The organism is Paenibacillus sp. MY03, assembly GCF_002165585.1.
Taxonomy (GTDB): domain Bacteria; phylum Bacillota; class Bacilli; order Paenibacillales; family Paenibacillaceae; genus Pristimantibacillus; species Pristimantibacillus agaridevorans.
Window position 1 is genome coordinate 285,227 of the sequence record NZ_MXQD01000007.1, and the last position, 24,708, is coordinate 309,934.

At 48.0% G+C, this 24,708-nt stretch carries 19 protein-coding genes and 1 pseudogene; 5 read left to right on the forward strand and 15 right to left on the reverse strand.

Annotated features, from left to right (window positions below):
• Window positions 1-2 precede the first annotated feature (2 nt).
• Window positions 3-1,946 carry a TOMM precursor leader peptide-binding protein gene (locus tag B1748_RS08740; RefSeq protein ID WP_087567509.1) on the reverse strand — a complete coding sequence of 648 codons (1,944 nt, stop codon included), beginning with the start codon at window positions 1,944-1,946 and terminating at the stop codon, window positions 3-5.
• Window positions 1,943-3,868 (reverse strand): putative thiazole-containing bacteriocin maturation protein, encoded by a 1,926-nt coding sequence (locus B1748_RS08745; protein ID WP_087567510.1) that lies wholly within the window; start codon window positions 3,866-3,868, stop codon window positions 1,943-1,945. Before B1748_RS08745 ends, B1748_RS08740 begins: the two co-directional genes overlap by 4 nt.
• Window positions 3,869-4,062: 194 nt before the next feature.
• Here B1748_RS08745 and B1748_RS08750 point away from each other — a divergent pair, with 194 nt between their 5' ends.
• The gene (locus tag B1748_RS08750) at window positions 4,063-4,245 is read left to right on the forward strand and encodes a hypothetical protein (protein WP_087567511.1); all 183 of its coding nucleotides are present in this window, start codon (window positions 4,063-4,065) and stop codon (window positions 4,243-4,245) included.
• 266 nt (window positions 4,246-4,511) lie between these two features.
• Here the strand turns inward: B1748_RS08750 and B1748_RS37805 are convergent.
• A pseudogene (locus tag B1748_RS37805) lies at window positions 4,512-4,622 on the reverse strand (TetR/AcrR family transcriptional regulator); the annotation flags it as partial.
• A 98-nt stretch (window positions 4,623-4,720) separates the two neighbouring features.
• On the opposite strand from B1748_RS37805, the gene B1748_RS08755 reads away from it, so the two are divergent.
• Genes B1748_RS08755 through B1748_RS08770 form a run of 4 tightly spaced genes read left to right on the forward strand, consistent with a single transcriptional unit; the run spans window position 4,721 to window position 7,074 of the window.
• Window positions 4,721-5,356 (forward strand): pentapeptide repeat-containing protein, encoded by a 636-nt coding sequence (locus B1748_RS08755; protein ID WP_087567512.1) that lies wholly within the window; start codon window positions 4,721-4,723, stop codon window positions 5,354-5,356.
• 22 nt (window positions 5,357-5,378) lie between these two features.
• Window positions 5,379-5,984 carry a pentapeptide repeat-containing protein gene (locus tag B1748_RS08760; protein ID WP_087567513.1) on the forward strand — a complete coding sequence of 202 codons (606 nt, stop codon included), beginning with the start codon at window positions 5,379-5,381 and terminating at the stop codon, window positions 5,982-5,984.
• Window positions 5,981-6,382 (forward strand): CidA/LrgA family protein, encoded by a 402-nt coding sequence (locus B1748_RS08765; RefSeq protein WP_179215483.1) that lies wholly within the window; start codon window positions 5,981-5,983, stop codon window positions 6,380-6,382. Before B1748_RS08760 ends, B1748_RS08765 begins: the two co-directional genes overlap by 4 nt.
• Window positions 6,379-7,074: an LrgB family protein gene (locus tag B1748_RS08770; RefSeq protein WP_087567515.1), complete on the forward strand. Its 696-nt coding sequence runs from the start codon at window positions 6,379-6,381 to the stop codon at window positions 7,072-7,074. The genes B1748_RS08765 and B1748_RS08770 overlap by 4 nt, the downstream gene beginning before the upstream one ends.
• 40 nt (window positions 7,075-7,114) lie before the next feature.
• On the opposite strand, the gene B1748_RS08775 is transcribed toward B1748_RS08770, so the two are convergent.
• The 12 genes from B1748_RS08775 to B1748_RS08830 all read right to left on the reverse strand — a co-directional run bounded on the left by B1748_RS08775 (window position 7,115) and on the right by B1748_RS08830 (window position 24,688).
• A complete protein-coding gene (locus tag B1748_RS08775) occupies window positions 7,115-7,993 on the reverse strand; it encodes a hypothetical protein (protein WP_087567516.1) in 879 nt (292 codons plus the stop codon).
• 76 nt (window positions 7,994-8,069) lie between these two features.
• Window positions 8,070-8,432, reverse strand: a complete 363-nt coding sequence (locus B1748_RS08780; RefSeq protein WP_087567517.1) for a hypothetical protein — start codon at window positions 8,430-8,432, stop codon at window positions 8,070-8,072.
• A gap of 117 nt (window positions 8,433-8,549) precedes the next feature.
• On the reverse strand, window positions 8,550-8,942 hold the full coding sequence (locus B1748_RS08785; protein ID WP_087567518.1) for a type II toxin-antitoxin system death-on-curing family toxin: 393 nt from the start codon (window positions 8,940-8,942) through the stop codon (window positions 8,550-8,552).
• A gap of 1 nt (window position 8,943) precedes the next feature.
• The gene (locus B1748_RS08790; protein WP_087567519.1) at window positions 8,944-9,237 is read right to left on the reverse strand and encodes an AbrB/MazE/SpoVT family DNA-binding domain-containing protein; all 294 of its coding nucleotides are present in this window, start codon (window positions 9,235-9,237) and stop codon (window positions 8,944-8,946) included.
• A gap of 152 nt (window positions 9,238-9,389) precedes the next feature.
• Window positions 9,390-13,754 carry a glycosyl hydrolase family 28-related protein gene (locus B1748_RS08795; protein WP_087567520.1) on the reverse strand — a complete coding sequence of 1,455 codons (4,365 nt, stop codon included), beginning with the start codon at window positions 13,752-13,754 and terminating at the stop codon, window positions 9,390-9,392.
• A gap of 68 nt (window positions 13,755-13,822) precedes the next feature.
• Window positions 13,823-14,398 carry a hypothetical protein gene (locus B1748_RS08800; RefSeq protein ID WP_143810271.1) on the reverse strand — a complete coding sequence of 192 codons (576 nt, stop codon included), beginning with the start codon at window positions 14,396-14,398 and terminating at the stop codon, window positions 13,823-13,825.
• Window positions 14,399-14,446: 48 nt separating this feature from the next.
• Window positions 14,447-17,281 carry a glycoside hydrolase family 38 N-terminal domain-containing protein gene (locus tag B1748_RS08805; protein ID WP_087567522.1) on the reverse strand — a complete coding sequence of 945 codons (2,835 nt, stop codon included), beginning with the start codon at window positions 17,279-17,281 and terminating at the stop codon, window positions 14,447-14,449.
• Window positions 17,282-17,283: 2 nt separating this feature from the next.
• Entirely contained in the window at window positions 17,284-19,989 is a 2,706-nt protein-coding gene (locus tag B1748_RS08810; RefSeq protein WP_179215484.1) for an alpha-mannosidase, read from the reverse strand.
• Between the two features lie 54 nt (window positions 19,990-20,043).
• A complete protein-coding gene (locus B1748_RS08815) occupies window positions 20,044-20,874 on the reverse strand; it encodes a carbohydrate ABC transporter permease (protein ID WP_087567524.1) in 831 nt (276 codons plus the stop codon).
• 13 nt (window positions 20,875-20,887) lie between these two features.
• On the reverse strand, window positions 20,888-21,790 hold the full coding sequence (locus B1748_RS08820; RefSeq protein WP_087567525.1) for a carbohydrate ABC transporter permease: 903 nt from the start codon (window positions 21,788-21,790) through the stop codon (window positions 20,888-20,890).
• 57 nt (window positions 21,791-21,847) lie between these two features.
• A complete protein-coding gene (locus B1748_RS08825) occupies window positions 21,848-23,347 on the reverse strand; it encodes an ABC transporter substrate-binding protein (RefSeq protein ID WP_179215485.1) in 1,500 nt (499 codons plus the stop codon).
• Between the two features lie 174 nt (window positions 23,348-23,521).
• Window positions 23,522-24,688, reverse strand: coding sequence for a GntR family transcriptional regulator (locus B1748_RS08830; RefSeq protein ID WP_087567527.1), 1,167 nt, complete (start codon window positions 24,686-24,688; stop codon window positions 23,522-23,524).
• Between the last annotated feature and the right edge of the window lie 20 nt (window positions 24,689-24,708).

Genomic DNA, 24,708 nt, shown 5'->3' on the forward strand with positions numbered 1-24,708 from the left:
ACTTATGGAAACGGATGCGGATAGGGATTGAGATCCTCTAGCTCAAGCGGCTCCTTTACGTACCCGAGCTCCGCAGGTACGCGGAGCACCCGCTCCAGCCCTGCCAGACGGGTAAACTGGTGCCCGAATGTCATCGGCAGCATCCCGGGGATCAGCACTTTTACGCAATGCAGACCATTTCGTTTAATTTCCGGCGCCGTTACATCTACCACAATGACATCGAGATGGAGCCGGCGGAATGTATGAAGAATATCCTTCAGATCATCCGTTAAATCAGTATGCCTTGCTCCCCGCTCGAATTCCTCTTCAAACGTTCGCAATGGGCGATTTTCATCCAGCAGAAAGTTCAGACGCTCCTGCGCTTGCGGCAATCCGTAAAGCAGGGAATGATCCTCCATCTGCTGCACCAGGGATGAATCCTGGAACATTCGAACATAGGTCTCGCGGTTCGCATCCAATTTCTCGTCAAGCGACTGCATCATGCCAGCCAACTCGAGAACCGCACCCTTCACGGCGCTTACCGGATCCGGATGAGCTCCGGCCGCACAGATGAGATTCACTCCTGTTTGCTTTCTGTTTTTCGCGATTCCCCATACACTTGGAATGCCATTCTCCATCGTCGAGTTAAAGAAATGTACATCAAACCCCGCCACTGCCTGCAAACGATCGATCATCAATCGCAATTCCGGGTCATTAGTTGAATTTATGTCAAGGCGCGGGAGAGGCAGCCGAGCGTACCAGGTCATCAGAAACGAATCCCGCTCCACCACTTCCAATATGCCGTAAAAAACTGCCTCCTCCAAGCTCCCGCCTAACGCGCACCCGTTGGACGTTTCAAACACAAAGTGGTGCCCGCAGCCCGTGCCGTAGTAGGCGAGCTGCTCTGGAACCAAGATTGGACGCTCTTGCAAAAACGAATAGCCCCATACCCAGTCGATCGGTTGATCGGGATTAAACGTTGTAAAAGAAGCCGTTGGCCGAGCATATTGCTCCTCTGTATGCACCCCTACCGTAACAGGGTCGAGCGCTTGATCTTTCAGGCTGCGGAAGCTGCCACGGACGACCGTCCGTTTGCTTCGTGGCGCCAAACCGCAGTACCGCTCGAGCCCCTCCAATATAGCGGTCAACTCGCTCGCCGCATAGGAATGAGATCGGCCCGCCGTTCCCACATCCTCTCCGGGCAACGGCAGATTAACACTCACATCGGCAAATAGCGACTTAAGGTTAGCCAATTTCAAATTCAAAAAGCCGGTTCGGTAATCCAGGTAGTCGTTGGTCAATACTTTACCCAACTCATCCATGGAGCGGCAGCGATAACTGTCTGCGCTAATCTTAGGGCTTGGTTGCAGCGAAATACGGGCTGCTGTCGAGGAATCATCCTGTAATCGACTGCAAAACGGACACAGCGGATCAGGAAGAATGCGGTGAAGGGAGCTCTCCAGCGTTTTTAAGTTGATCAAAAACATCTTCCCTGCCGATTGGACCGTTTTGCCTTGCAATAACCTTCCAGTCTCATCTGCCAGCAAGTGAGCAACCTGGAAAAGCCCCGTACGTGACGCCCATGCATCACGCGAAATCCCCCCATGCGTACCCAACCTCTGCTTTAGCCCCCGCATCTCTTTGCGTTCACGTCCCGCCATGAGGCGCCGCGTGTCTGCACACTGGGAGCAACCTTGTGTACCCGGACGAACCAACGGTCCGACCACGCCTTCACCAAATGAAACGAAACCTCGCAGCCAAGGGATGCCAGCCGGTTGCAGCGCCTCTTCCGCCTTATGATGAACATAAGGATGCCAGGCATCGTGCAACACCAGCACCAAATCCGCCTTTTCAGGTACTCCTGCCTCGAAATCAATCTGACGAACAACCTCAAATTTCGCTGACAGTTCCCCGTACACGCAGTCTGCCAATACCCCTTCTCCCACAATCGCAATCCTAGCGCTCACCGGGATTCCTCCTCTCGCAGCACCACGCCAAATACTCCTGCTATTTCCTCCTTCAAAAACGGTTCTACTGCCAGATCGAGAGCGAGGAGCCTCGTACTGTTCGAATTCAAAACCTGCAAGGCGGACTGAAGCACCTCATGTTGCGACGTCGCTTCGCAGGCAGGGATCTCGACGAACCTGAATGGCAACCGCTCTTCCAGATGCACGGACGAAAACGCCAATGCTTGCGAATGGAGGCCATCCGATTGGTTTTGTGCTGCTAGCAGAGCCTGTTGCAATGCCTTCCGCAAAGCTAATGTCACATTTAAGCCTGCATGTCCATACCAGCCATCCCTCATACCGACCCACATCACAGGAAATCCGCACACTTCCTCCCCCATGGCGATGGACGGCTCTCCCTTCATGCTCGTCAAGGCCTGCAGATAATAAGAGCAGTGTCGATCATCTACCGTACCTAACTGTACCCGGGAGACAATGGATAACGGGTGCTCCCGCCGCGTGACCAATACTTCGTCCAAGCATCTTTGCAACCCTCGGCAAATCCCTTCCGCAACCGTTTCTCCTGCTCCTACGCCAATAAACTCCTGCGTTTTCAGAACAACGGGCAAACCGGCCATTCTCGATACATAGGCTTCAATCCCGGCTAACCCCGCTTCCCGCCTTGCCTCCTCATGCGTCAGATCGGCACAGATGATGTCCGGTAGCAGACCGGCCGGTCCTTCCGTTATTGGATCCATTGCCTGAACGCGGCACTGAGATAGCGGCAGCTGCTTTAAATCCCCCTCTTCCCAAGCATAAAGAATCCCTGATTCCGCCGATGTCAGTCGGATGAAGTAAGGAATTAATCCGTTCTCACTTTTGCTCGAGCTCCGTTCAAGCCGTTGGTCCAAATCATGAATCCATTCAGGCGTGCGAAGTCCGGTCACAAGCGGATGAGGGATGAAAGAATGCCACCTTCCTTCCAAAGTCTCCAGATCCAATAGGTAAAACCGATTATTTTGTTCCGAATCGTCCGTTCCCGTCAACTTTTTAAATAATTCAAACACGATCACATTGGCCAACATCGCTCCTGCCGTAGAAGAAAAGGCATGCAATTGCGGATCTTTAGAAATCGCGGACTGGTGTATGCGACGCCATGCCGACTCCCAGCATCCCTCGGCATCCGGACACACAAGCGGTCCCGCCATACCGACTTGTTGCACGAATACAGCAGAAAGAAATACCTTTTTCTCCTCCCTGCAAGCGGCATGAAGAGCATGAAGGCCCTCGATATCTTCCTCTCGCGATACGTACAATATCGAATCAAACGGCCTTACAATCTCCCGCCAGCCACTCTCCTCCTCCTTGGGTAAGGTAACCTCCGCAACAGCCACCTCGGAATCGGACTTACGGGCATGTACCGCTATTTCCGCCATTCGTTGCAGGTCCGTTGAATCCGAACCCGAGACCAGAACATAAAACCTCGGCATCCCGGATTCCAGCAGCGCAGAAACCGCCGATATCAAAAATGGACCGGAACCGACAACCAATACGTTCGCCTGACGATAGGATTGAAACCGATACGCACCCGAATCGCCAAAATGATCCAAAAACTCAATTTGGGAAGCATACTTTTCGAGAACCTCTTCCGGCAATTGATGCGGTGCATCTTGGCCTACATCCCGAACATAGCCATTGCGATACAAGACTTCTGCAATGTCATATACCTGGTTTCGGTGTTGATCCGGCAATCCGTTTGTTAAATCCCCCAGTCTGTGCTCCCCGTTGAATATCGGTATCAGCTTTTCGATCCACTTATCGATCGCCTCACCTTCCATGCGGAACGAGCTTACATTGTTTCGGAAATACACACCGCTCGAATCAGGGAGAAAAAACGTATCTCGTTTCACCTTTAGACGCATGGAAGGATTTAACTTCCTCATTCTATTCCTCCTCATTAGCTGTTCTCGATCTGCCCCAATACTTTACAACTAATTCTATGTCTAGCTATTTGTCCGTCATGTCAGTAACGTTGTAACTTCCGTCCTTTCACTGCCAACGCAAAACACCCCCAAAATTAGATTAGATTGACCCGGGGAGGAGGTCTCTAAGATCTATTTTAGGGGCGTACATCAGATTGATTCAGTGGCCATTCTCCGCCTTATCTTCCTCCATGGTGACAGTTATGGCAGTTGTGACAGTTGTGGCAGTTTTGGCAGTTGTGACAGTTTTGACAGTTGTGGCAGTTATGGCAGTTATGACAATTGAAGCAATTAAAACAACTGAAGAAGCAATTAAAAAAACAACTGAAGAAACATAAACGAGCTGGTTGCTCGTTTTGCACGTTCCAAGGAGTCGCCTCACTGGCCGTAATTGGGGAAACACTTAAATTCGATAAATCATTTTGGAAATTAGTCATATTCTTGCCTCCATTTTTTATATTGCTGGCAGCATAACCTCGCACTGGAATAAGATCAGGACCAACCTCCCCAATGAGTTCCGCCAATTTTAATGACAACATATGAATGGATCTCCGCACTTGTTACTGATTAAAATGCCTATATTTTTTTCAGGTGAAACTTCACCTATCTCCTCGTCATTCACGTATTGTTCCATTATTTGAAACGGCTTACTTAATCGATCTACAAGCGGTATTTTCGATATCTCTTCATGAACCTTTTTAAATCCAACAGCTAATTGATTCTTCCTATTTACATGTGTACTATAGTACATATGTTCTTCTTTGTACAACTATCCGACTAATGTTCTATCAGCCGATGAAAGATGGGGATAATGTGAAATTTAAAATTGAGCAACCTAAAATCCTAGTTGAGTTACTCGAAACAAAATCCATTCGCTCATTAGAATCAAAAGATGAGATCAGCAATGGAGTTATTGAAAATACAACAATTGAATCTCAGGATGCAATCAGGGTTTCCATGGATAAAATGATTTTTAGAAACGTAACCATTACGGAGTCATCGTTGGAGCAAATCGAGCTCACAGATATTGTTTTCGAGAACTGCGATTTTTCGAATGTTAATTTTTCAAGTTCCTTTATGCATCGTATTGAATTTAGAAATTGTAAGCTCATTGGTACAAGCTTCTCTCAAAGCAGATTTCAAAATGTCCGTTTTCTGGACTGTTTGGGGGACTTTGCGAATTTTCGCTTCGCTACATTTAAACAGGCGGGTTTTGAAGATTGTTCATTAATAAGCGCTGACTATTATCATTCTACTTTTCAAAAAATATGTTTTACTCGTTGCAATATTGATCAGGCTTATATGATCGGATCAAAGTTAATGGGCGTCGATCTTAGCGATTGTACCTTTGACGAATTAAGCGTAGAGCTTCAAGATTTAGATGGATGTATGATTTCTAGTCATCAGGCATCGACTTTTGTGGGGCTTATGGGAATGATTATTCGATAATCGATACTCGGGAGGCGTTATTATGTTTCAATATAGTAATGAAAATTATGATGGAGTTAATTTTAGCAGCCAAGATCTAAGGTATGGAGAATTGGTTAGTTGCACCTTCAATCGTTGTCATTTTTCTAACGGAGCATTAGAGGAAATAATGACGAAAAACTGTCGCTTCATTGAGTGCAAGTTTCAAGGGGCATCACTAAATGGCTCCATTCATACGGAATCCGCTTTTGAAAACTGTAACTTTAGCCAAGCAAATCTCTTTGTTTCAAAATTTGAAAATTGCAAAATGACGGGGTCGGACTTTTCCAGCTCAAATATGGATGGGATCACGATTCTTAAAGGAGACTGGTCTTACACGAACCTGAGACATGCCAGATTACCAAGACAGGATTTACGCGGGATTCGTTTTTACGAGGCGGATCTCTCTGAAGCCAATCTAGAAAAAGCGGATCTGAGGGAATGTGATTTTACTAGAGCGATTTTATCAAATGCGAAATTACAGGGGGCTGACATCCGTGGCGCCAAAATGGATGGTGTCGATTTCAAAGCATTTGCTCTAAAGGGTGTTCGAATGGATAGGGAACAAACTGTTTTGTTCTCGCTTTCTTACGGCGCTAAAGTTGATTGAACGTTTTCGAGCCGGGCAAGTACGGAACAATTTCATTTGGAGATGATGGTCCTATGCGTGGAATAGCCATTTTATTTTTTTTCTTATTATTAGGTACAATTTTGGAACGGCTTGCCGGCATCCCGCTTCCAGGAAACGTGATCGGGCTTCTTCTTCTGTTTCTCTCTCTTGCGCTTGGATGGGTAAAGCTAGAATCGGTGGAAAACGTATCCCTGTGGCTGCTTAAAAATATGATGCTTTTCTTCGCCCCCCTCATTGTCGGCGCAATGGTTTTCTTCCCATTATTCCAGAAGGAATGGTCTGCTCTAGTCATGTCCTTGTTGTTTGGAACATTATCAGTCGTGCTCGCTACTGCGCTCACGGCAAAATTTTGGCCTGAAAGAAGGAAAAAGGAATGAATGCGCTCGATTCATTGTTGTCTTCCCCGATTTTTGGCGTTACTGTGACGGTAGGATTCTATGTGTTGTCCTTGCACTTGCAACGCCGATGGTTGTGGCTTCATCCCTTATTCCTTACTTCAGGCGGAACCATCCTGCTGCTGATCCTCGCTGATATCCCTTATGAGTCTTACACCAAAGGCGGCGATATCATCACGTTCTTTCTCGGGCCTGCGACAGTAGCGCTTGCGGTCCCCCTCTATAAACGACGTTACGAGATACGCGAACAATTTATTCTTATCGTCGGCTCCATTACGGTTGGCAGTGCCGTCGGCATCGCTTCATCTTGGTTTCTAGTGTTCACTTTTGGCGGGAGCTGGGACCTGTTAATCGCTTCTCTCTCAAAATCGGCCACCTCTGCCATTTCCGTCGAGCTTTCGCGCAGCCTCGGCAAACCGCCTGAGCTAGCAGCCGTCTTGACCGTGCTGACCGGACTGACCGGCAGTATGCTAGGACCGCTATTATTGCGATTGCTGCGATTGGATGGCGCCATACCTCTTGGACTTGCCATTGGCACCGCTTCACATGGCATCGGGACCTCACGCCTGATGCGCGATAACGAGCAAGCTGGCAGTTACGCAGGCCTTGCGATGGGAATAACCGGGATCGTCATTTCCATCCTATTCATCCCGATAGTCTGGTGGCTTCATTAAAAGGGTGCAATAAGGCCGTTTATGCTTTCTTTACAGTGCTTCATATGTTGTCAAAAATCCAGGTGCGCTGCCATGTATTACTTTGACCCGGCGCAAGCTCCAGCTTATGAAAGGCTTCTACGCTAACGATATGATCTGCGCACCACATCGTCATGCCGCAGATATCAATCTCGTCCTTTACGTCTATACGGGCGCCGGAGGCTTCATTTATCATCGACCATTCAAATATTTTTGGGTTGCCTATTTGTATCTCTTCCAGCGGCACCTTTACAGAGGCAGGCGAAGGTGAATATTGCGCAAAGGTAAATCCATGTCCATCACCTTTTATTTGCCCGTTTAGCACGTCTTTCCCCATGTCTTTGATCGAATCCATTCGTATCTTGTAATCCGGCCCAAGGGCCATAGAATTTATGGTAAGAAAATTATGGCAATATTCGCGGATGCTTACCGGCTTTTCTCCCTCGTTCTTAACCGTGATTTGCATAATGAGCCTGTTATCCTTAACCCATACGTCTTTCTTTTGGCTTATTGCATAACCCATACAAAATCGCGGTTCCGTTATGAATCTGGCGCCGTCCTTGCTATCCTCGACACGAATGTTGTACGGCTCGGCATCGTGTCTTTCCCAGAACTTATACGGCGCGTCTTCGAACTTCTTCAAAAGACCGACGCCGAATTTTGGAAAAGGCTCGCCTATCTTTGCCTCTGCGCTGACATCGAATACATATTCGCTGCAAAGCCCGCGCCCGCCGGAAGACGGATGGGAGAGATTATTAGGCTCCGTGGCGCAGAAACGATGTACCCCATCAAGCACGATTTCGGTTATAAATCCCGCACGGTCGAAACGCGTAGTTATATTGGGAACTTCGTTCGGGTGAGCCATCTCAACACGCAAACGATCTGATTTTATTTCAAACATCACTTCTGCTCCTTTTTATTCTTACTTTGGTGTGATACGGCGACAACGTAACGCCAACATGTAACACAAAACCATGCTATAGCGAAAAATCGGTAACACCCTTTTTAAAGGCATATTTTAAAGTATAAGTTCCTTCTTCTCCATAAGGCATTGTAGCAATTTTTACACGAGTATAATCAAGCCTGCTATCTCTTAAAACTCTTTTTACCAAGGCTATACTCCGTTCTTCTTCCGTAATGACACAAAATATATTAAGAGCATATTTATTCGGGTCGGAAATGCATTTCCCCATATCGAAGCCATTAACATAGCCAAAGTTAGCATCTGCTAGAGATACCTCCAAGTACTCCATAACTTTATCTCTTAACCAGTGGTCACGTTGGCTGCCTTTTATACTTTTCATAGGGTACTGTACCACTAACCAAAATTTATTACTCATTCAGATTCACCCGCCAAATTCAGGTATTATATGCCAAACAAATGCTTTAAATCATACTCTCATTTAAATCTATGGGTGTAACTGCAGTTTTGATGTCACCTGAGTAGACGCCCTAAATTATTTGTCAACCGAGAACTCTTCCAAAATCTGTGCAGTACTCTCCAACGAATGAATTCCTTTTGCGATATCCACAATAAACTCCACAGCGTATTCGCGATCCATCCTTAAATGTTTACCGTTAATCATAAGGAATGATTTAGTAACCAAATAGGCTGTTCGTTTATTGCCATTGTGGAAGCAATGATTCTTCACCAGAGACTCTAGTAGAGCCGCAGCTTTGTCAAATAAATAGGGATAAGCATCATCTCCAAATATACTTTGTTGTGGTCTATGTACCGCAGATTCTAGCAAGCCGTGATCCTTCACTCCTGACTGATCTGCGTCGTTCATTTTTCGCATCATGAAATAGTGGGCTGAAATAACCTCTTCTTTAGTTAGAAATATAATCATTTCATCGGTCCCTTAAATCTTCAAGAATACCTTCATCTTCTTCAAATACGTCAAAAAACGCTTCAAGAACTTCTGGTCTTACATTATCAGGTAGTTGAGCATGTCGAACCTTTTTCAAGACAATTTCACCATGATCATTTTCCACAAACTCGATCTCATCGCCTTGAGAAACATTCAACTTTTCAGCCAAACCTTTTGGCAAGCTTACTCCAAGACTGTTACCCATTCGACCTATTTTACGAGTATATCGCATCACATTAGATTTATCCTTTGTCATCTTGACCACACCATTCATTGTTATTCTCCTCTCTATAAGTATGATCTGCATTCCATAAGTTATACCTTATAACTGTAATAACTTTTATAACGTATATACATTTTATCAAATTCATCTATAAATATAAAGCAAAAACACCATCCTCTCGGGGATGGTGTTCAAACCTCCTCTTAATGACTAACCACGTTGCCTACGGATGCGCTTCCTGTTCCCGCATGATTCTCCAGATCAAACGCGCCTCGCCAAATGCCTCCGTAGAACTTCGCATTCGCTCCTGCAGCAACGTAAGCGTCCGTTGTGCTGTTGCGCGTGCGATTGATGTTTTCGAACCTGGCATTGCCGCCCATGACTTGCAATAACGGATAATTGTTAGAAGCATTCATATCCGCGAAATGCGCTTGCTGCACGCCTACATTCGAACCATACGTACGAATGCCTACCGAAGCCTGATCCATGCCGTAGCTTGCAAGCAACAGACCGTAAATTCGGACTTTGCCCGTATTGGTCGCCGGGATTTTAATCAATATGTTGTTCGGACCATAATCGTGTTCATAGGCGAATAGATTAATAAACTCAAGCCCATTTACACTCTCAGCATGCTGTATATCCAGAGCCGTTCGAGCCGCATCCGAGCCGGTATTAATGAAGGTTCCTTTTGTACGGCCACTTGCCTGCTCCAGGAATTGATAGGACGTTTGGGCATTGTAGATGAACAAGTTCAAAGCATTCACGTTCGCGTTGGCCCCGAATTTCATGAAGACCGAATTGTCATACGCCCAACTGCGGTACGCCCTTAGATCGGGACCGGATACATTGGGATTATTGGCTACGTTCGAATACCACCAGAAGCCGGAGTTATAATGCACGTTTTCGACCCAGCTGTCCGTGCCGCTCTTCCCGAAATACATCCCGTCCTTGAGCGGCGCTCCTCTCACATTGCGGACGTAATAACCGTCGCTTTGGTTCGTGAGACCGAAATCGATGCCTCTGTAGCTGTTGATCAGCATCGTGTCCACAACATAGGCGCCGGATCCATTGCTTCTAATGGTCCAAGGGTACGGATGCATTTGTTCGGCATCCTGCTCCGGATAATAGACGGATACGGCGCGAACGCCCGCATCCTGACCCAGCGTTATGGCAGGGGTGCCTTCGCCGTTGCCTTTGCCGGAATACACTTCCAATCGGCTGTTCATGGTATATACATTTAACGTTTCATTAACGCCGCGCAGCTCCACTCCTGTTGGAATCGATAATGTGCCCGCGATCCTGTAACGTCCGGCAGGCAGGAACACGGTGCCGCCTCCCGCACCACCCGCGACGTTCAGCGCGCTTTGGATGGCAGCCGTATCGTCGGCTGTTCCATTGCCGGCTGCAAGGTAAGGAGCATTTTTTACGTTGTAAAAGTTAGTGGCAGCAGGCTTAGGAGCTGAACTCCGATACGCATGTTCCCCTGCCGACATTTTATTAAAGCTGTAGCTGGTCGTATTATCAATAAAAACGCGATCCGTCCCTTTTCCGGAAAGATTCGTAACGGCAGTACCTCCAGCGAAGCTATTGCCCATAATGGAGGCACTGTTTACTCCAGAAGCCAAATGAATCGCATTCGCGCTCTTCTGGAATGTCGAGTCGTTTATCATGATGTTTCCGGATTGTACATCAAAGGCATAGGTTCCGCCGGAATTCCCCCAATTCTCCACCGTACAATTTTGAAAGCTTGCGACCGCATTGCCGCCGCCGTTCATTTTGACAGCCGTATGGGATGCGCCGCCAAGTACACAGGTGTTAAAGCCGATATACGACTCCGTCGTTCCGCTGAATCCGGAAGTAATATCGATCGCAATCGGTGAAGCGCCGACAGATGCTTTGATGCTGGAGTTCATAACCGTCATTCCCCAACCGGCAATGCCGTCCACCTTTATTCCCTTATTGCCCTCCGCGATATCTACATGGGACAAGTGGCCGGTCGGCAGACCGTATGCGTTGGCAAGCTGCTTGAACACGATGCCTGTTTTAAAGGAGCGCAGATGGATATCGTAGCCGTAAATGCCATCGATATGCTCCGCAACGATGCCTTCGGCATTGGCCGTCATATAGTTCTTGAGCGTCTGCAGGCCCGTGCCCGAGGGAGCGCCGGGAAGTCCGCTGTTGCTCCAGTAGTTGGGTGCGAACTTGATATTCTCCAGTCGTTCGATATCCCACGAATTGCCCAGATGAATCCCTTTGCTGAGCACAGTGCCATATAGGTTCGTAAATTGCGAGCCCGCTGCCGATATATCCCCGGATGCAATACCCGTATACGAATTGATCAGCGTCACATTACGAATCATTTGACTGCCGTATGTGACAAGCTGAATGGTTGGCGGGTATGCCGAAACCGATCCGATGCTCTGCTCCGGATACCATACGCTCAAGTATTGCACGGTGCTGCCTTGACCCATCGTTATGAACGGGTTGCCCGCAGCGTTTCCTTTGTTTTCATACGCTTTTAGGATCGTTCCGGCTCCAAGCCCTCCGTCATCGGGATTCTTCCAATCCCCTCTAAGCGCGACCCCTGGCGGAATATACAAGTGACCTCTTACGGCATATTGACCGCCTGGCATATAGACAACGCCGCCGCCGGCGGCTTCCGCCGCATAAAGCGCTTTCTGAATGGCGTACGTATCGTCCGCGGTTCCGTCGGCCATGGCTCCGAAAGCCGTATCCGTAACGACGAAGCTTACGATCGGGACGTCCTCGGGCGCAAACAACGGAGTAACGACCCGATTGTTCGGACTCGGGAAGCCGCCGGATGGAACAGACGACAACGTATAGGAAACCTTTTTGTTAGTCAAAATGAGTTCGTTTTTCGCAGGATTGCCTTCCGCAAAAGCCGTCGTCCGCGTTACTCCGCCGCGAGTAATTTTAATGTTGTCGAAGTAGCTGGTAAACGTAAAGTGATTTTCATCCGTCTCGTCCGCAAGCGCCCATAAATTAATGGTTTTGCCCGCTAACGAGGACAAATCCATGACCCGATGATACCACTTGCCGCCGCTTAACAAATCATTTGCAACACCCGGGTGCGCGCTGTAGCCATTTTGGTCTACTACCCGATTGACAACTGTACTGCTTTGCGTATCCCTAAGCCAGCTGTTATCCGTAAACCTTAGATCGACTCCGGCCGATTGCTTGAAGCCGGCATTGCTGTTATCCAGCTTCATATCATATTCAAGTCGATCTCCGGCCTGGATCGTATAAGCCTGTTCGGAAAATTTCACATATGCGTATTTATTGGATAGATTGGATTGACCGACGGCGCCAAGATCAACATCATTTGTAGTCGTCAAGCGCAGCACGTCGCCAGAGGGCTGTCCTTCGTTAGTCGACGTTACCGCAAAACGCAAATCATTGGTTGCGTCGGAGCTAATGTCGACTGCATTGAGCGATGGATGTCCGCCCGTATATACATTCAGACGGGTCGTGCCGGCGCCGTTCGTTACCTTTACATTGGCATAATTGGCCGAATAAACTCCGCCTTGCTCGTCATTCTCGCCTACGAAGTCCCACCATCTTACCGTCTTTCCGATGGCCCCGCTCGGCACCGGAATCACGCGATGGTACCATCTGTTGAAGGCGAACGCCGTCATATCGCTCCAAGGACCGCCAACTCCGTTTTGATCGGAATAGGCCCAATCGCGCAAGTAGCCTCCGCTTGTTGCAACATCTATGCCTCCCAGTCCGACTGCCCAAGGCGAATGGAGCTGTACGTCATATTCAATATGATCGCCTGCCTGAAATACGTAGCTGTCTGCCCCTGCGTTAGAGAATTTCAAATAGACGAATTTATTGCTGACGCCGGTATTCGTTCCGTTGAACTGCCAGAACTTCAAAGCTTGGTCGGCAGGAATCGTACTGGCAGCAGGGACATGGGCCACCTGCAGCTTGGCGCGGTCGATTAACGTATTCGTTTCGATGCTGTTAACGGAAAGATTGCCATTCTCATAACCAACGGCTTTCACGGTATTTGAGCCGTTGGTTATTTTGATATTGTCGTAATAAACGACATAGTCCTTGCCGTTGTCGTTGTTGGCGTTATGCAGAAGCCACTTGGTGATGGTTTTGCCCGCAACGGAGCTAGGCAGCTTAATCTTTCTTTCATACCATTGATTGGCGGCCACCTTATACAGATTGGGCTGCGTGGATGGGAACCAATCAGGAATCAGAGACACGCCATTCTGATCCCTTAGGCCAAGCTGCGCGCTTAAATACGTCCCGTCGCTAAAGTACAAATCCACGGAGCCGGCACCGGCCAATAGATTGCCAAGCATGACATCGTACTGGAGATAATCTCCGCTCGTTATCGTATAGCCCGCGCTAGAGAATTGAACGCGGCTTTTTTTGCCCCCGTCCGTCACTTGGTTCTTAAGGGCTAAAATAAGAACTTCGTTGGAAGGAGCCGCAAGGACGGACTCCGTCTTGAAGCCGCCCGCTGAGAGTAATACAAAGAACATAGAGCCAATCATTAGCATAAGGCCGATTCGGCAGAGCTTGTTAACCATACCTTAACCCCCCATCATCAAATGGACTTCCTATGTCTTGCTTTATAGCCTCAAACCCTCAAACCCTGTTAAATGCGCACCACCGTCAAGCCTTGCACGTTGCTTTGACATCTTTCGAAAGCTTGCTGCGGCAACTCCAAATGCTTCCCCCACTCCAACACGTATCGGAATTCGTAAATTCCCCCCAAGCCTGCATTGAAATTCGTTTCCCAGAAGTTGTTCATGATCCAGGAATAGAGTTCATCGGGCTTCACATTCTCATGCGGGTCGAACAGACGCCTTGGCCGATGCTCCAAATCCCCTAAATAGACGAGCGGCGAATCCGGCATTCCGATAACGAGGCCTCCATTGTCGCGAATGACGGCTACTCCGGCTTGAACGCTGCTGTAATCCATGCATGTGCCTGGAATTTGGTCCCTCCACGGACGAAGGGCGGCTCCGGCTTTATCCACCCATAGCTCTCCATCTTGCCGGAGAAACGGAAGGGATAGATACACATTTTCGGGCTCCCAGCGATTTTCTTTGTTCATTCGGAATACAACGGTTGCTTTTGAAGCATTACGCATCACTTTCCACTGAACCGTAACACTGCTCATCCCTGGCAGCTCGTATTCCAGATGCAAGGTGACGTCTCCATTTTCCATTAATAGCCGTCATGAAATCGCCTTCCATCCGTTGATGATCAGTTTGAGTTAAGCAAAAACAATTTTGATGGCCGCTGTTTGATAAGGCTTCACTTCCAACTCGATAAAAGGATTGTCTAACGCAATGCTCCCTTTCTCTTCCCGCTCATTCTCGATCCCATCCACCAAACAAACGCGACTGACTTCTCGTTTCACCTTTAGCTTCACCTTCGTTGCCAAACCATCCGTCTCGTACAATCGGATGATCCACGCCGCTTGCCCCCGTTCCTCCGGCTGCTTAAGCGCCGAGTAAGCTACAGTTCCCTCTATAAGTTCAAGGAAAGAGTCCTTAAGCGGTCTCGAGCCCCCATGCGCTGTACCGGAAAGTACAGTGAGCGGATGCATAAAATGATCCGCGTCGGTTATTCGCTGTTCATTGGTCATCGGCTGTTGCACGATAATTCCTAATGTGAACTGGTGATGATTGCCCTGCTCGGGGTAGGGATCCGGATCAAAAGAGCTCCGAATCAACGAAACAGCCATGGCATCGTCGACACCCCGAAAACCGTACTTGCTGTCCGTAACGACTTGTATGGACGGAAGGTCATCCCCATCTCTAGCCCCGCGTATCCAACTGCAAGCGGGCATATCTTGCTGAATCGGTTGCCGAACAATCGTACCAAATGGAACATCGTACTGGTATTCGGAGCAAGAATAGGACACAGGCCAATTAAAATTAAGCTGAGGTACGTTGTCCCCCCTCTTGCCAACCTCCTGCCAATCGCACTCGACGTGATAGATCAGCGCATTGCTGCCCGCGTCCAATTTGACAACCACCTTAAGCAACGAACGTCCGAAGTTCAGTTCATAGCCTAAAGATTGTCTTAGCCCCCCGGTATCAGCTTTCGTCCATTTCACTCCACTATGGAGATTTTCCATGCTCATATATTCCGCTATAATCCAAGCGGTCATGTCCTGGTCCGCATTTTCCTTAATGAGGCGGAACATGCCCGCAGGCCGATTAGGATCGATCAACTCGCTGCCGGACGGCTTGTGATATAAGGAGACGACCGCGGCCGTCAGCGGATCAAACTCTGCGCATAGGACATCGTTTTCGAGCCTGTAGGACTTCGGCTTTTCCAGACGCGAATCGCTGGGGAAAGCGGGGGCATACACATGCTCCGCTTCCGATAGCGTGTAGGTGTTGTAACCGAATGCAGGAGCCTGCGCCTTGAACAGCACCCGCATATAATCGTGTCCCCAATAATGGTGGTAGCCCTGATCCATCACTTGATGAGGCGTTTCGACCCCGTCGGCATCCCTTACTACAAAGGAGCGGCCCGGGCTTTTCCAGTCCCATAATATCCACTCCACAACTTCCTCGCGCGCTTGCCAGGACGGATTAAACACATGCGCGATCCGAACTTTGCCGCTTCCCCGCTCGACCTGAGAAATAGAGAAACGTTTCATGCCAAAGCCAACTCCCGCGCCTTCTGCAATTTCGGTATGGTCGCTTTGCGCAAGCGCCGAGGTGTCGATAGTTTCCGCTAGACGCTCCAGTGCTTTTTTCTTGCCGGCAACCGCGATGGCCATCGTTTCCTGAAACAGTCCCAGCGCATGCTCGCGCGTTTCCACAATACCCGAGCCGGGCAATATATCATGAAATTGGTTGAACAGTACGTTTCGCCAAGCCTGCTCGTAGGATTGGGCGGGATAATGCATCCCCGTTTCCGTACCCGCAACGACACGGAAAGCTTCCGCTTCATTTAACGCAGCTTCGCCCAACCGGTTTGCCTTCTTAATACGCGTTTGGCTTGTATAGCAACCTGTAAATACAACGTTCTGCTCGCCTCTAACGACCGGCAATTGCTCTGCCACCGATTCCGCCAGCTTGAAAAACTGCCCGTACGTTCCGAATTCGATTGTCGGATATACAGGCCACTCCCGCATGTCGAGCAAACGCTCCAGATCGCGCCTGGTCGGACCTCCGCCATGATCCCCTACTCCATATACATAAAGATAGGTGTCCAATCCCGTTTGTCTGCAAATATCGGGAACGTAAGCACCGATGATCGCTTGTACATAATCGCTATACCAAGTGGGTTCACGGTATGCGATAACCGATTGTCCGGACGGCGCTTCCCAGCGATATAGAAGCGGACCTTCGCTTCCCCGGCAATGATAATAATAGTTTACTCCGCCGCCAGACAAGATCTCGGGAACGTGCAAGCTATGTCCAAACGTATCCGGCTCGAAATCCAATGATAATTGATCCATGTCCAGGTTGAATAAGGAGGATAAGTATCGTTTGTTATACAGGATCTGCCTAACCAGACTTTCTCCGCTCGGCATGTTTTTGTCCGCTTCTACCCAATGGGAGGCCGTAACCTCCCATCGCCCCTCGGCAACTCTCGTCTTGATTTCTTCCAGCATCTCTGGATCGTATTTCTCTACAATATGATAGATGGCCCCTTGCGATTGAGAGAATCGAAAGTCGGGGTATTCTTCAAGCAGCTTCAGCATCGTCTTAAAAGTATCGAGAACAACGGATACCGTCTCGTGCCATGGCCATTTCCAGTTCATATCGATATGGGCATGGGCTACGCTAAGAATGCGGTATTTTTTTGCCGCCTCCTGCAGGGGAGCAAGCATGGCTTCCGACTTGAGGACGATTTTTTTGGTTATGGCGCCTTCTTCTTTTAATTCATGCTCCAATAAGCTAACAACCGGCTCGATCACGGAATCGAATCCATTATCGTTAACCTTCGACATCTCACGGGCAAATACGAGCTGGGCAATGATTCTCTCCGTCCAATAGCTCGGCTTTCTCGTAATCTTTTCATCCCAGTAGCTGTTCGGAATATATCCGATCAAATGCAATAATCTTGTATCCAGGCCCGTCATCTTTAGCCCTCCCTGCTTTTCGGCTGTTGCTTCAACAGATAGGTTTCAATCCGCTTGGCGCCTGCTTGATCGCGAAGGCTGCGCAAAGTATCTCGTTCCTCAAGCTTTAGCGGCTCGGCAAGCGTACTTTCATCTAACAGACCCTTCGATACGATGGGATTGCTTTGACTGTTCAGCTTCAGGTCAACCTCGCATGGTTCCTCCATCAGATTAACCAGGCGGAGTACGATAGCTTCTTCGCTCTCGGATTTTTTTAGCGTTGTCAACCTGACCGCCGGATGGGTTTGCTCCAAATCAGCCAAGGAATAACGGATTGGCACCCCATCGTCCTCATTAGCTCCAAGCTCCCGAATAGGCACGGCCACAGCCTTTGCGGGATACAAGAACGCATCCGCTTCATTAAAGCCCTCGAACATATCCTGTCCCAAAGGGATTAACGAGAAGCGAACCTTCTGCGCTTTGCCAACATTTTGCGCCTCTGGCGTCGGGAAGTAATTCCAGTCGCCCAGTTCGCCTATACAACGCAATAACGTAATGGCCAGCGTATTTCGTCCATCCCTTAGCACCTCGTATTCCGGCAAACCGTCTGTTGCAATCATAAAACCTTCCATGTCCTCTTTTAGCGCTACTCTGGATTGCATGCGCTCCGTGCGGCAAGGGTTTTTCCAGCCCTCCCACGGTACGATTTCGCGTTTGGTCCAATCAAATGGCGAATCCGCATAGACATCACCGGTCTCCAAGTCCGTTGGAACGAGTACGCGCAGACGGTGATCCTCGGAAAGGTTGGTCCACGTCAGCTCGACATCTATTCTTGCAGAATGCTCTTCTAGAGAAATGAGCCACTCAAATTTATGTGCCAGCTCCTCTTCGGAACGCTTTTTCCCTTCGCGCTTCTGCGGCAAGCTCCAGCTCTGTCCAATACGCAGACGAGGCTCCCCAGGCACGGAGCAGTCCTCTAGGCTGGTAAAACCTCCCGTGCCCAAGCGGAGATCATTCTCATCCTCGCTTTGTATATAGTTGTATTCGTCGCCAATATCCCCCCTATCCTCAAGGATAAGAATGTTTTCATACCGCTTATTATTTCTTTTATCCGTCAGGGAAATCTGACCATTTATATGGACGGTCAATTTAAGCCGCTCATTTTCAAGCACTTTTTCATCATTGCCAGATTGAGCACAAAGAGCTTGATTAGTTGCTACCGCGTTCTTGTTCTGGGCAGGCATCCAGTAATAAGTAGAGAAGCCTAGTGCAGGTACCTTCGAAGCATAAAATCTTAAACGATACCTTCTCTTCTTCCATCGGATACGGAATTGATCATCCGGCAATGTAAATCCGGATACAATTCCCTCATCTACTACTTGAACAACAAAGCTTTGCCCCAAACCGGAATCTAGCAGCTGCCATTCTTCGGCAGCAATGGCTTCTTCGGCATACACCTCAACCTCAACCCACGAGCCGCTTGATCGCTCTAATGGATTAAATACCGTGATCGCATAACCGCTCAAGGAAGGGGAAATCACATCGGGCTGCGGTACACGGGAAGCGATAAACGTAAGTGCCTTCGTCGTTAAGGCTTCTGCCACTTGAGACGTTTTCATAAACCTAGTTTCCATCTCCCGATGAACCTCGTCCAGACTGCAGCCGCATATACTGTCGTGCGGATGATTTTTCATTAATAATTTCCAGGCATGGCGAATGAGATGCCGCGGATAGGCCATGCCGAATTGGTCCGCTATGACGGAGAATGGCTCCGTCCAGCGCTCAAGCTCTCGCTGAAGCCTGGCATTCCATTGCTTCAAGTAAAGCCTGGACGAAGCTGTATTAATCAGAAGGCCGTAACCTTCTGTTATTTGTCCCGTTAATTCGCCCACCGCCGTATGCAATTGCCCGATCGAACCTTCCAGCTCATCAAAGTATTTTGGAAAATTGCTATGCACGGCCTCATAATTCTCCGGCAACAATTCATTCATTGCGCGGATGGCGGCGCCTACATCCCTCTGGACGGGCTGATGATCGCAGCCGTTCATAAGCAGCAAATGGGAGGTCGTCGCAAAACGTTCCACGTTGGGAACAACAATATCGATGCGCTTCTGCGCCTCATCCCTGCCAACGGGCAGTTCCATTCCGTTATGGTACCAATTCGCCAAAAAAACGGAGAGCACGCGAGAGCCGTCTGGCGATGCCCACCATACCTCCGAGGTAAAACCATTGTTCTCCTCGTTTTTGACCTGATTGTTTTCCGCAACGGGATTAATCCCTCTCCCGAAAACGGCGTGTTTGATGCCAAAGCCCTGGAGCATTTGAGCGGACTGCGAGATATTGCCGAACGTATCCGGGTAGTATCCAACCATCGTGACGCCGCCCAGTTCCCTTGCCTTCTCTATGCCGTAGAGCAGGTTTCTCACCTGCGCTTCGCCGCTTGTCAGAAAAGCATCTTGCAAGACGTACCATGGACCAACAAAAAGTTTGCCCTCGCGTACAAGATTTTCCAAACGCGATCGCTGCTCCGGATGAACCTCCAAATAATCTTCGATAAGCAAAACATGCCCATCCGCGTGAAAAGCTTCAAATCCGTTTCCGTCCTCTTCTAGCAAATCCAGTACCTGATTAAACAGTTCAACAAGTCTTATCCGAAAGTTTTCGAATGGCATATACCACTCGCGATCCCAGTGGGAGTGCGAAATAATGTGCAACGTCTTCTTCTGCATGCCTGTATCCCTCCGCATCCATTTAAGCCTCTCTCTACTGTGAGTTCTCCAAAGCTATGATTTGATTGCTCCCGAAGCCAATCCTTGAATGTAATATTTTTGCATAAAGAAAAAAACGAGAATGACTGGAATAACGGAAATCAGGGAGCCTGCCATTAATACGTTCCATTGACGGAACACCCCCGTGTCTAGCAGCATGACCGCTAGAGGCAGCGTAAACAGGTCCTGGTTCGTTAGCATAACCATTGGCAGCACCAATGAGTTCCACGAGCCCAGGAAATTCATAATGGTGATGGTCGCGACAGCGGGAAGCGACAGCGGGAAATAGATACGCCACCATGTGCGTATAGGACCGCATCCTTCCAGCTTCGCCGACTCGTATATTTCATGGGGAATGGATTGAAAATAATTTCGAAACAGGAACAACGCAAATGGACCCGCTCCGTTGATGATGGGAAGAATCAAGCCCAGATGGGTATTGAGAATACCCAAATAATATTCCGTCAAATACAATGGAATTAAAATGGTAATGCCCGGAACAAACATCATGGCGAGAAAACCATAAAAGATAAAGTTTTTCCCCGGAAAATGGAGCTTCGCAACCGCAAAGGCCGTAAGCGAATAGATCAAATTGACGCCAACGATCGTCATCAAAGTCACGTTAAGGCTATTCATAAAATACTTGAAAAAGTTGAGGCGATTCCAGACATCGATAAACGTCTCCCAATGCCATTTTCCTGCCGGAAATAGGGAAAACGATTGCATGACTTCTTGACTCGTTTTCAGCGATGCGCCGATCATCCAAACTAGCGGATACAGACAGAATAATGCCCACAGGGTGAGAACGGCTATAATTGCAAATTGGCTAAATGATCGGATTGACATGGCCGTTCCTCCTTTACGTTTTGCTTCTTAAAGCTCTGAGGCTGATTAGCGATAATGTAAAAGTAATTAGAAATACCGTCCATCCCATGGCATTGGCTACGCTTAAACTGCCCCGCACAAAGGCCTCCTGATAGACGAGTACGTTTACCACCTGAGTCGAACCGGCAGGTCCTCCCTTGGTCATGACCCAAATGTTGTCGAAAATCTGCATCGCTCCGTTGATTGTCAGGATCACCGCAATTGCTGTTATAGGGCGAAGGACGGGCCATGTAATATGCAGTAATTTATGAATGGCCGTCGCTCCATCAATCTCGGCCGATTCGTAAAGCTGCATATCGACTGACTGTAGTCCGGCGACGTACAAGATCAGCGTGGCCGGTATAGCCCCCCAACAAGTCTGGACGATTATCGAAGGCAGAGAGCGATTGATTTCGCCCAGCCATCCGTTTTTTGCCGCTAACGATTCTAATCCAATGGTTGAAAGCAAGCTGTTTAACGATCCCGCAGGATCATAGATGCCCTGCCACACATAATAGACCGCAACGGACGACGTCACCATCGGAATCAAATAGATGGTCCGAAACCCCTTTGAAAACCACTTCACATTTTGAAGCAGCACCGCTAGCACGAGGGAAACGGGAACCACAATAACAACCATAGACACGGCAATCGTAATGTTGTTCGTTACCGAATTCCAGAACATCCTTGTCATGACGGTATCGCCGCCCAAGAGGAATTCCTTAAAGTTGTCGAATCCCGCGAATTTGGCAGAGGAGATTAGAGACCCTGCCTTCACATGATGAAAAGACATCCATAGCGAAAACAAAAGCGTAAACAACCCTACCACCAAAAATAAAATAATAGCCGGTGCTACCATTACATAACCGGCAATCCAATCTCTTTTCTTATTCATCATGCAGCACCTTCTTTAAAAAAATCAGGTGGGAGGAACCCCCCACCTGCGGTTCTCAATCTATTTGGCTGATGCTTTTTCCTTTGCGGCCGTTTCATCAAATTGTTTGGCGGCCTCTTCGGCCGTTATCACACCGAGAAGGACCTTTTGCTTAAGCTCATGAAAAAGTCTCCACTCCGAGTTAGACCAATATTTATCCAGGATCGCACCGTTTTGCGACCACCAATTCTCTTCCATGGATAAGGACGAAAGCATAGCTTCAATAGCTGGCTGCAGCTTGGATTTGTCTTTAATATTGACAGCTGGAATATCGAATGCAGCGTTTGCGTAGATAACCATTCCTTCTTCCGATGTCAAATACTTAACAAACTCGACGGCTTCCTCTACATGAGGCCCTTTGCCGTTGACAACCATCTGCACAAGCCCAAATGGCACGGTTGTTGCATTCGGATTTACGGACCCTTCAAAAGCAGGGACTCGGAAGCTAATAATATCCTCGCCCTTCATCCCCATCGCGCTGAAGTTGGCATACGTAAACGTTCCGCCCAGCGCGTACGCCGCATCGCCGCGTGCAAAGAGCTGGTCCGCATTATCAATATCCAAGCTTACCATACCGTCGGGAAACAGCTTTTCCTTTGTCAAATCCTCAATAAACTTGAACATATGAATGTTTTTCGAGTCGGATAAAGTCTCTTCGCGATTCATCAATTTCGTAAAGCTTTCTTCGCCATTAAGCATGTAGTTTTGCAAGAGCGCCATCCAGTTTTCGTAAACCGAATCCGTGTTGCCAGAGAAAACAAGTCCGGACTTTCCGGTTTTGTCCTTTACGGTTTTCATGCGTTCGATCCACTCTTCCACTGTGGCTGGAGCATCCGTTGAGACCCCTGCTTCTTTCAGCAGCTTGGCGTTTCCATAAACGGTATAGAAAGTGCCAACGTCAACCGGCAGTCCGTAGATTTCGCCAACCTGGCGTTTCTTCATCCAATCGCTGGCTTTTTCGTCTTTCGCCCAATTATCAATATGGCCTTGGGCAACCATTTGCCCGTTCAACGCTGCAGGGAAAAACCCGTTTTTCCAATCTGGATCAGCATTCAGCTCTTGACTCCATTCGAAAGCGGTTCCATCAAAAGCCCCTGAAGCCGGGCCATTCCAATATAAGTATAAATCAGGTAAATCGGACACTGCTGAAGCGGCCATAATCTTCTGACTATAGGCATCATCCGGCGAGGTCACTTGGGTTTCTACTGTAATACCTGTTTTTTTCTTAAATTCCTCCGCCACTGCTTTAAAGCCAGGATCAAAGGCAACCTTGAACCCCCACATTGTAAGCTTAACATCGCTCTTCGGCGCCTCCGACGCTGTTCCGTTCCCACCGTTGCCGGAAGCCTTCTCCTTAGGCGTATTTCCATTGCCAGACCCGCCGCTGCAAGCTGCAAGTATGAAAAGGAATACGATACTTACCGTTAATGCAATGAAACGAACTGATTTTTTTTTCTTCACTTCATCCAACTCTCCCCATTGTTTATTATTGTCGTTTTTACGCTTCGCTTCTTTATCCATGTTGCTAGCGAAACTCAACATATTTATATGGTATGTTGTCACATTACATTAATATATGTTGTATTCATATTATAATGTCGGATACGTGTTTTGTAAACGCTTTTTCGCAAAATTAACTTTAAAGCAGAAAAAAAAGAAGCCCTTACATCAACTTATGGTGAAGGGCTTCTATTCTTAAACAATGGAACTTTGATCTTTACTAATCATAGTAGAAGTCGAATGACCTTGTACCAACCTGGAAGGGATCAAAACTCTTTCTCTTTTCCGCTGTGGATCCGATATAATGGCAAGCAGCAATTCGACCGCTTTACTGACCATTCCCGGCACATCCTGGGTCATATAGGTCTGTTTGAATACAAGCGATGACAATGGTTCAAAATCATAATAAACAATCGACAAATCTTCCGGTACTCGTACGTTAATTTCCTCTGCCGCTGCAATAATCGAAATGCCTACTGCAATGTTTGTAGCAAATACGGCAGTCATTTCCGGATTCGTTCGTAAATATTGCTGTAATTCCCGCTTTATTTCGGGAACGACAATCCCTTCCCTAAGGATCACGTTCATTTTGTCAGGGTTGAAGTGATCCATCCTGTACTGCCTGTTAATCGGAATTTGCGCTTCCGACAGCGCTCTTTCATAACCTTCGATGCGATCCTCGATACTCGTTGTCCACTTTGGATAGGTCGACACGACTCCAACATTTCGGTGGCCAAGCTGCAGCAAATGTTTCGTTGCATCATAGGCTCCCGCCACATTATCCGTACAGACGTTGTTGGTCTCGATTCCACGAAAATATCGATCGATCAAAACTAATGGATAGTTGCTCATCGTCAGCTTCACGATTTCCTCATTGTAACCTTCTCCATCAACCGGAAAAATAATGATTCCATTAACCCCCAACTGGATCATTTCATTAATCAGCCGTTTTTCTTCTTCTTGCGAATCATTCGTTATTCCCAATATCATGTTCATGCCTGCCGCCCTGCATTCTTGTTCGATTCCTTTTACAAGGTTGGCCGTATAGGTATTTTCGAGCCTTGGAATAAGGAAAGCGACGCAATGGCCTGTTTTTAGATTGGCAAGAGACTTATACAGCGTCGGTTCTCCCTCCTGATTGGAGGATACAAAGGAACCTTTGCCCTGGATCCTGTATACAATCCCCATATCGGTTAACTCCGACAAGGCTTTTTTTACTGTAATTCTGCTTACATTAAATTGTTCCGACAACTCTTTCTCCGAAGGCAGTTGGTCATTTGGCTTCCAATTTCCTCTATTAATCTGGTCATAAACATAATCTCGAATTTGCATATATAAAGGAACTCTTTGAACATCCTTCATTTCCTATTCAGCTCCAAACC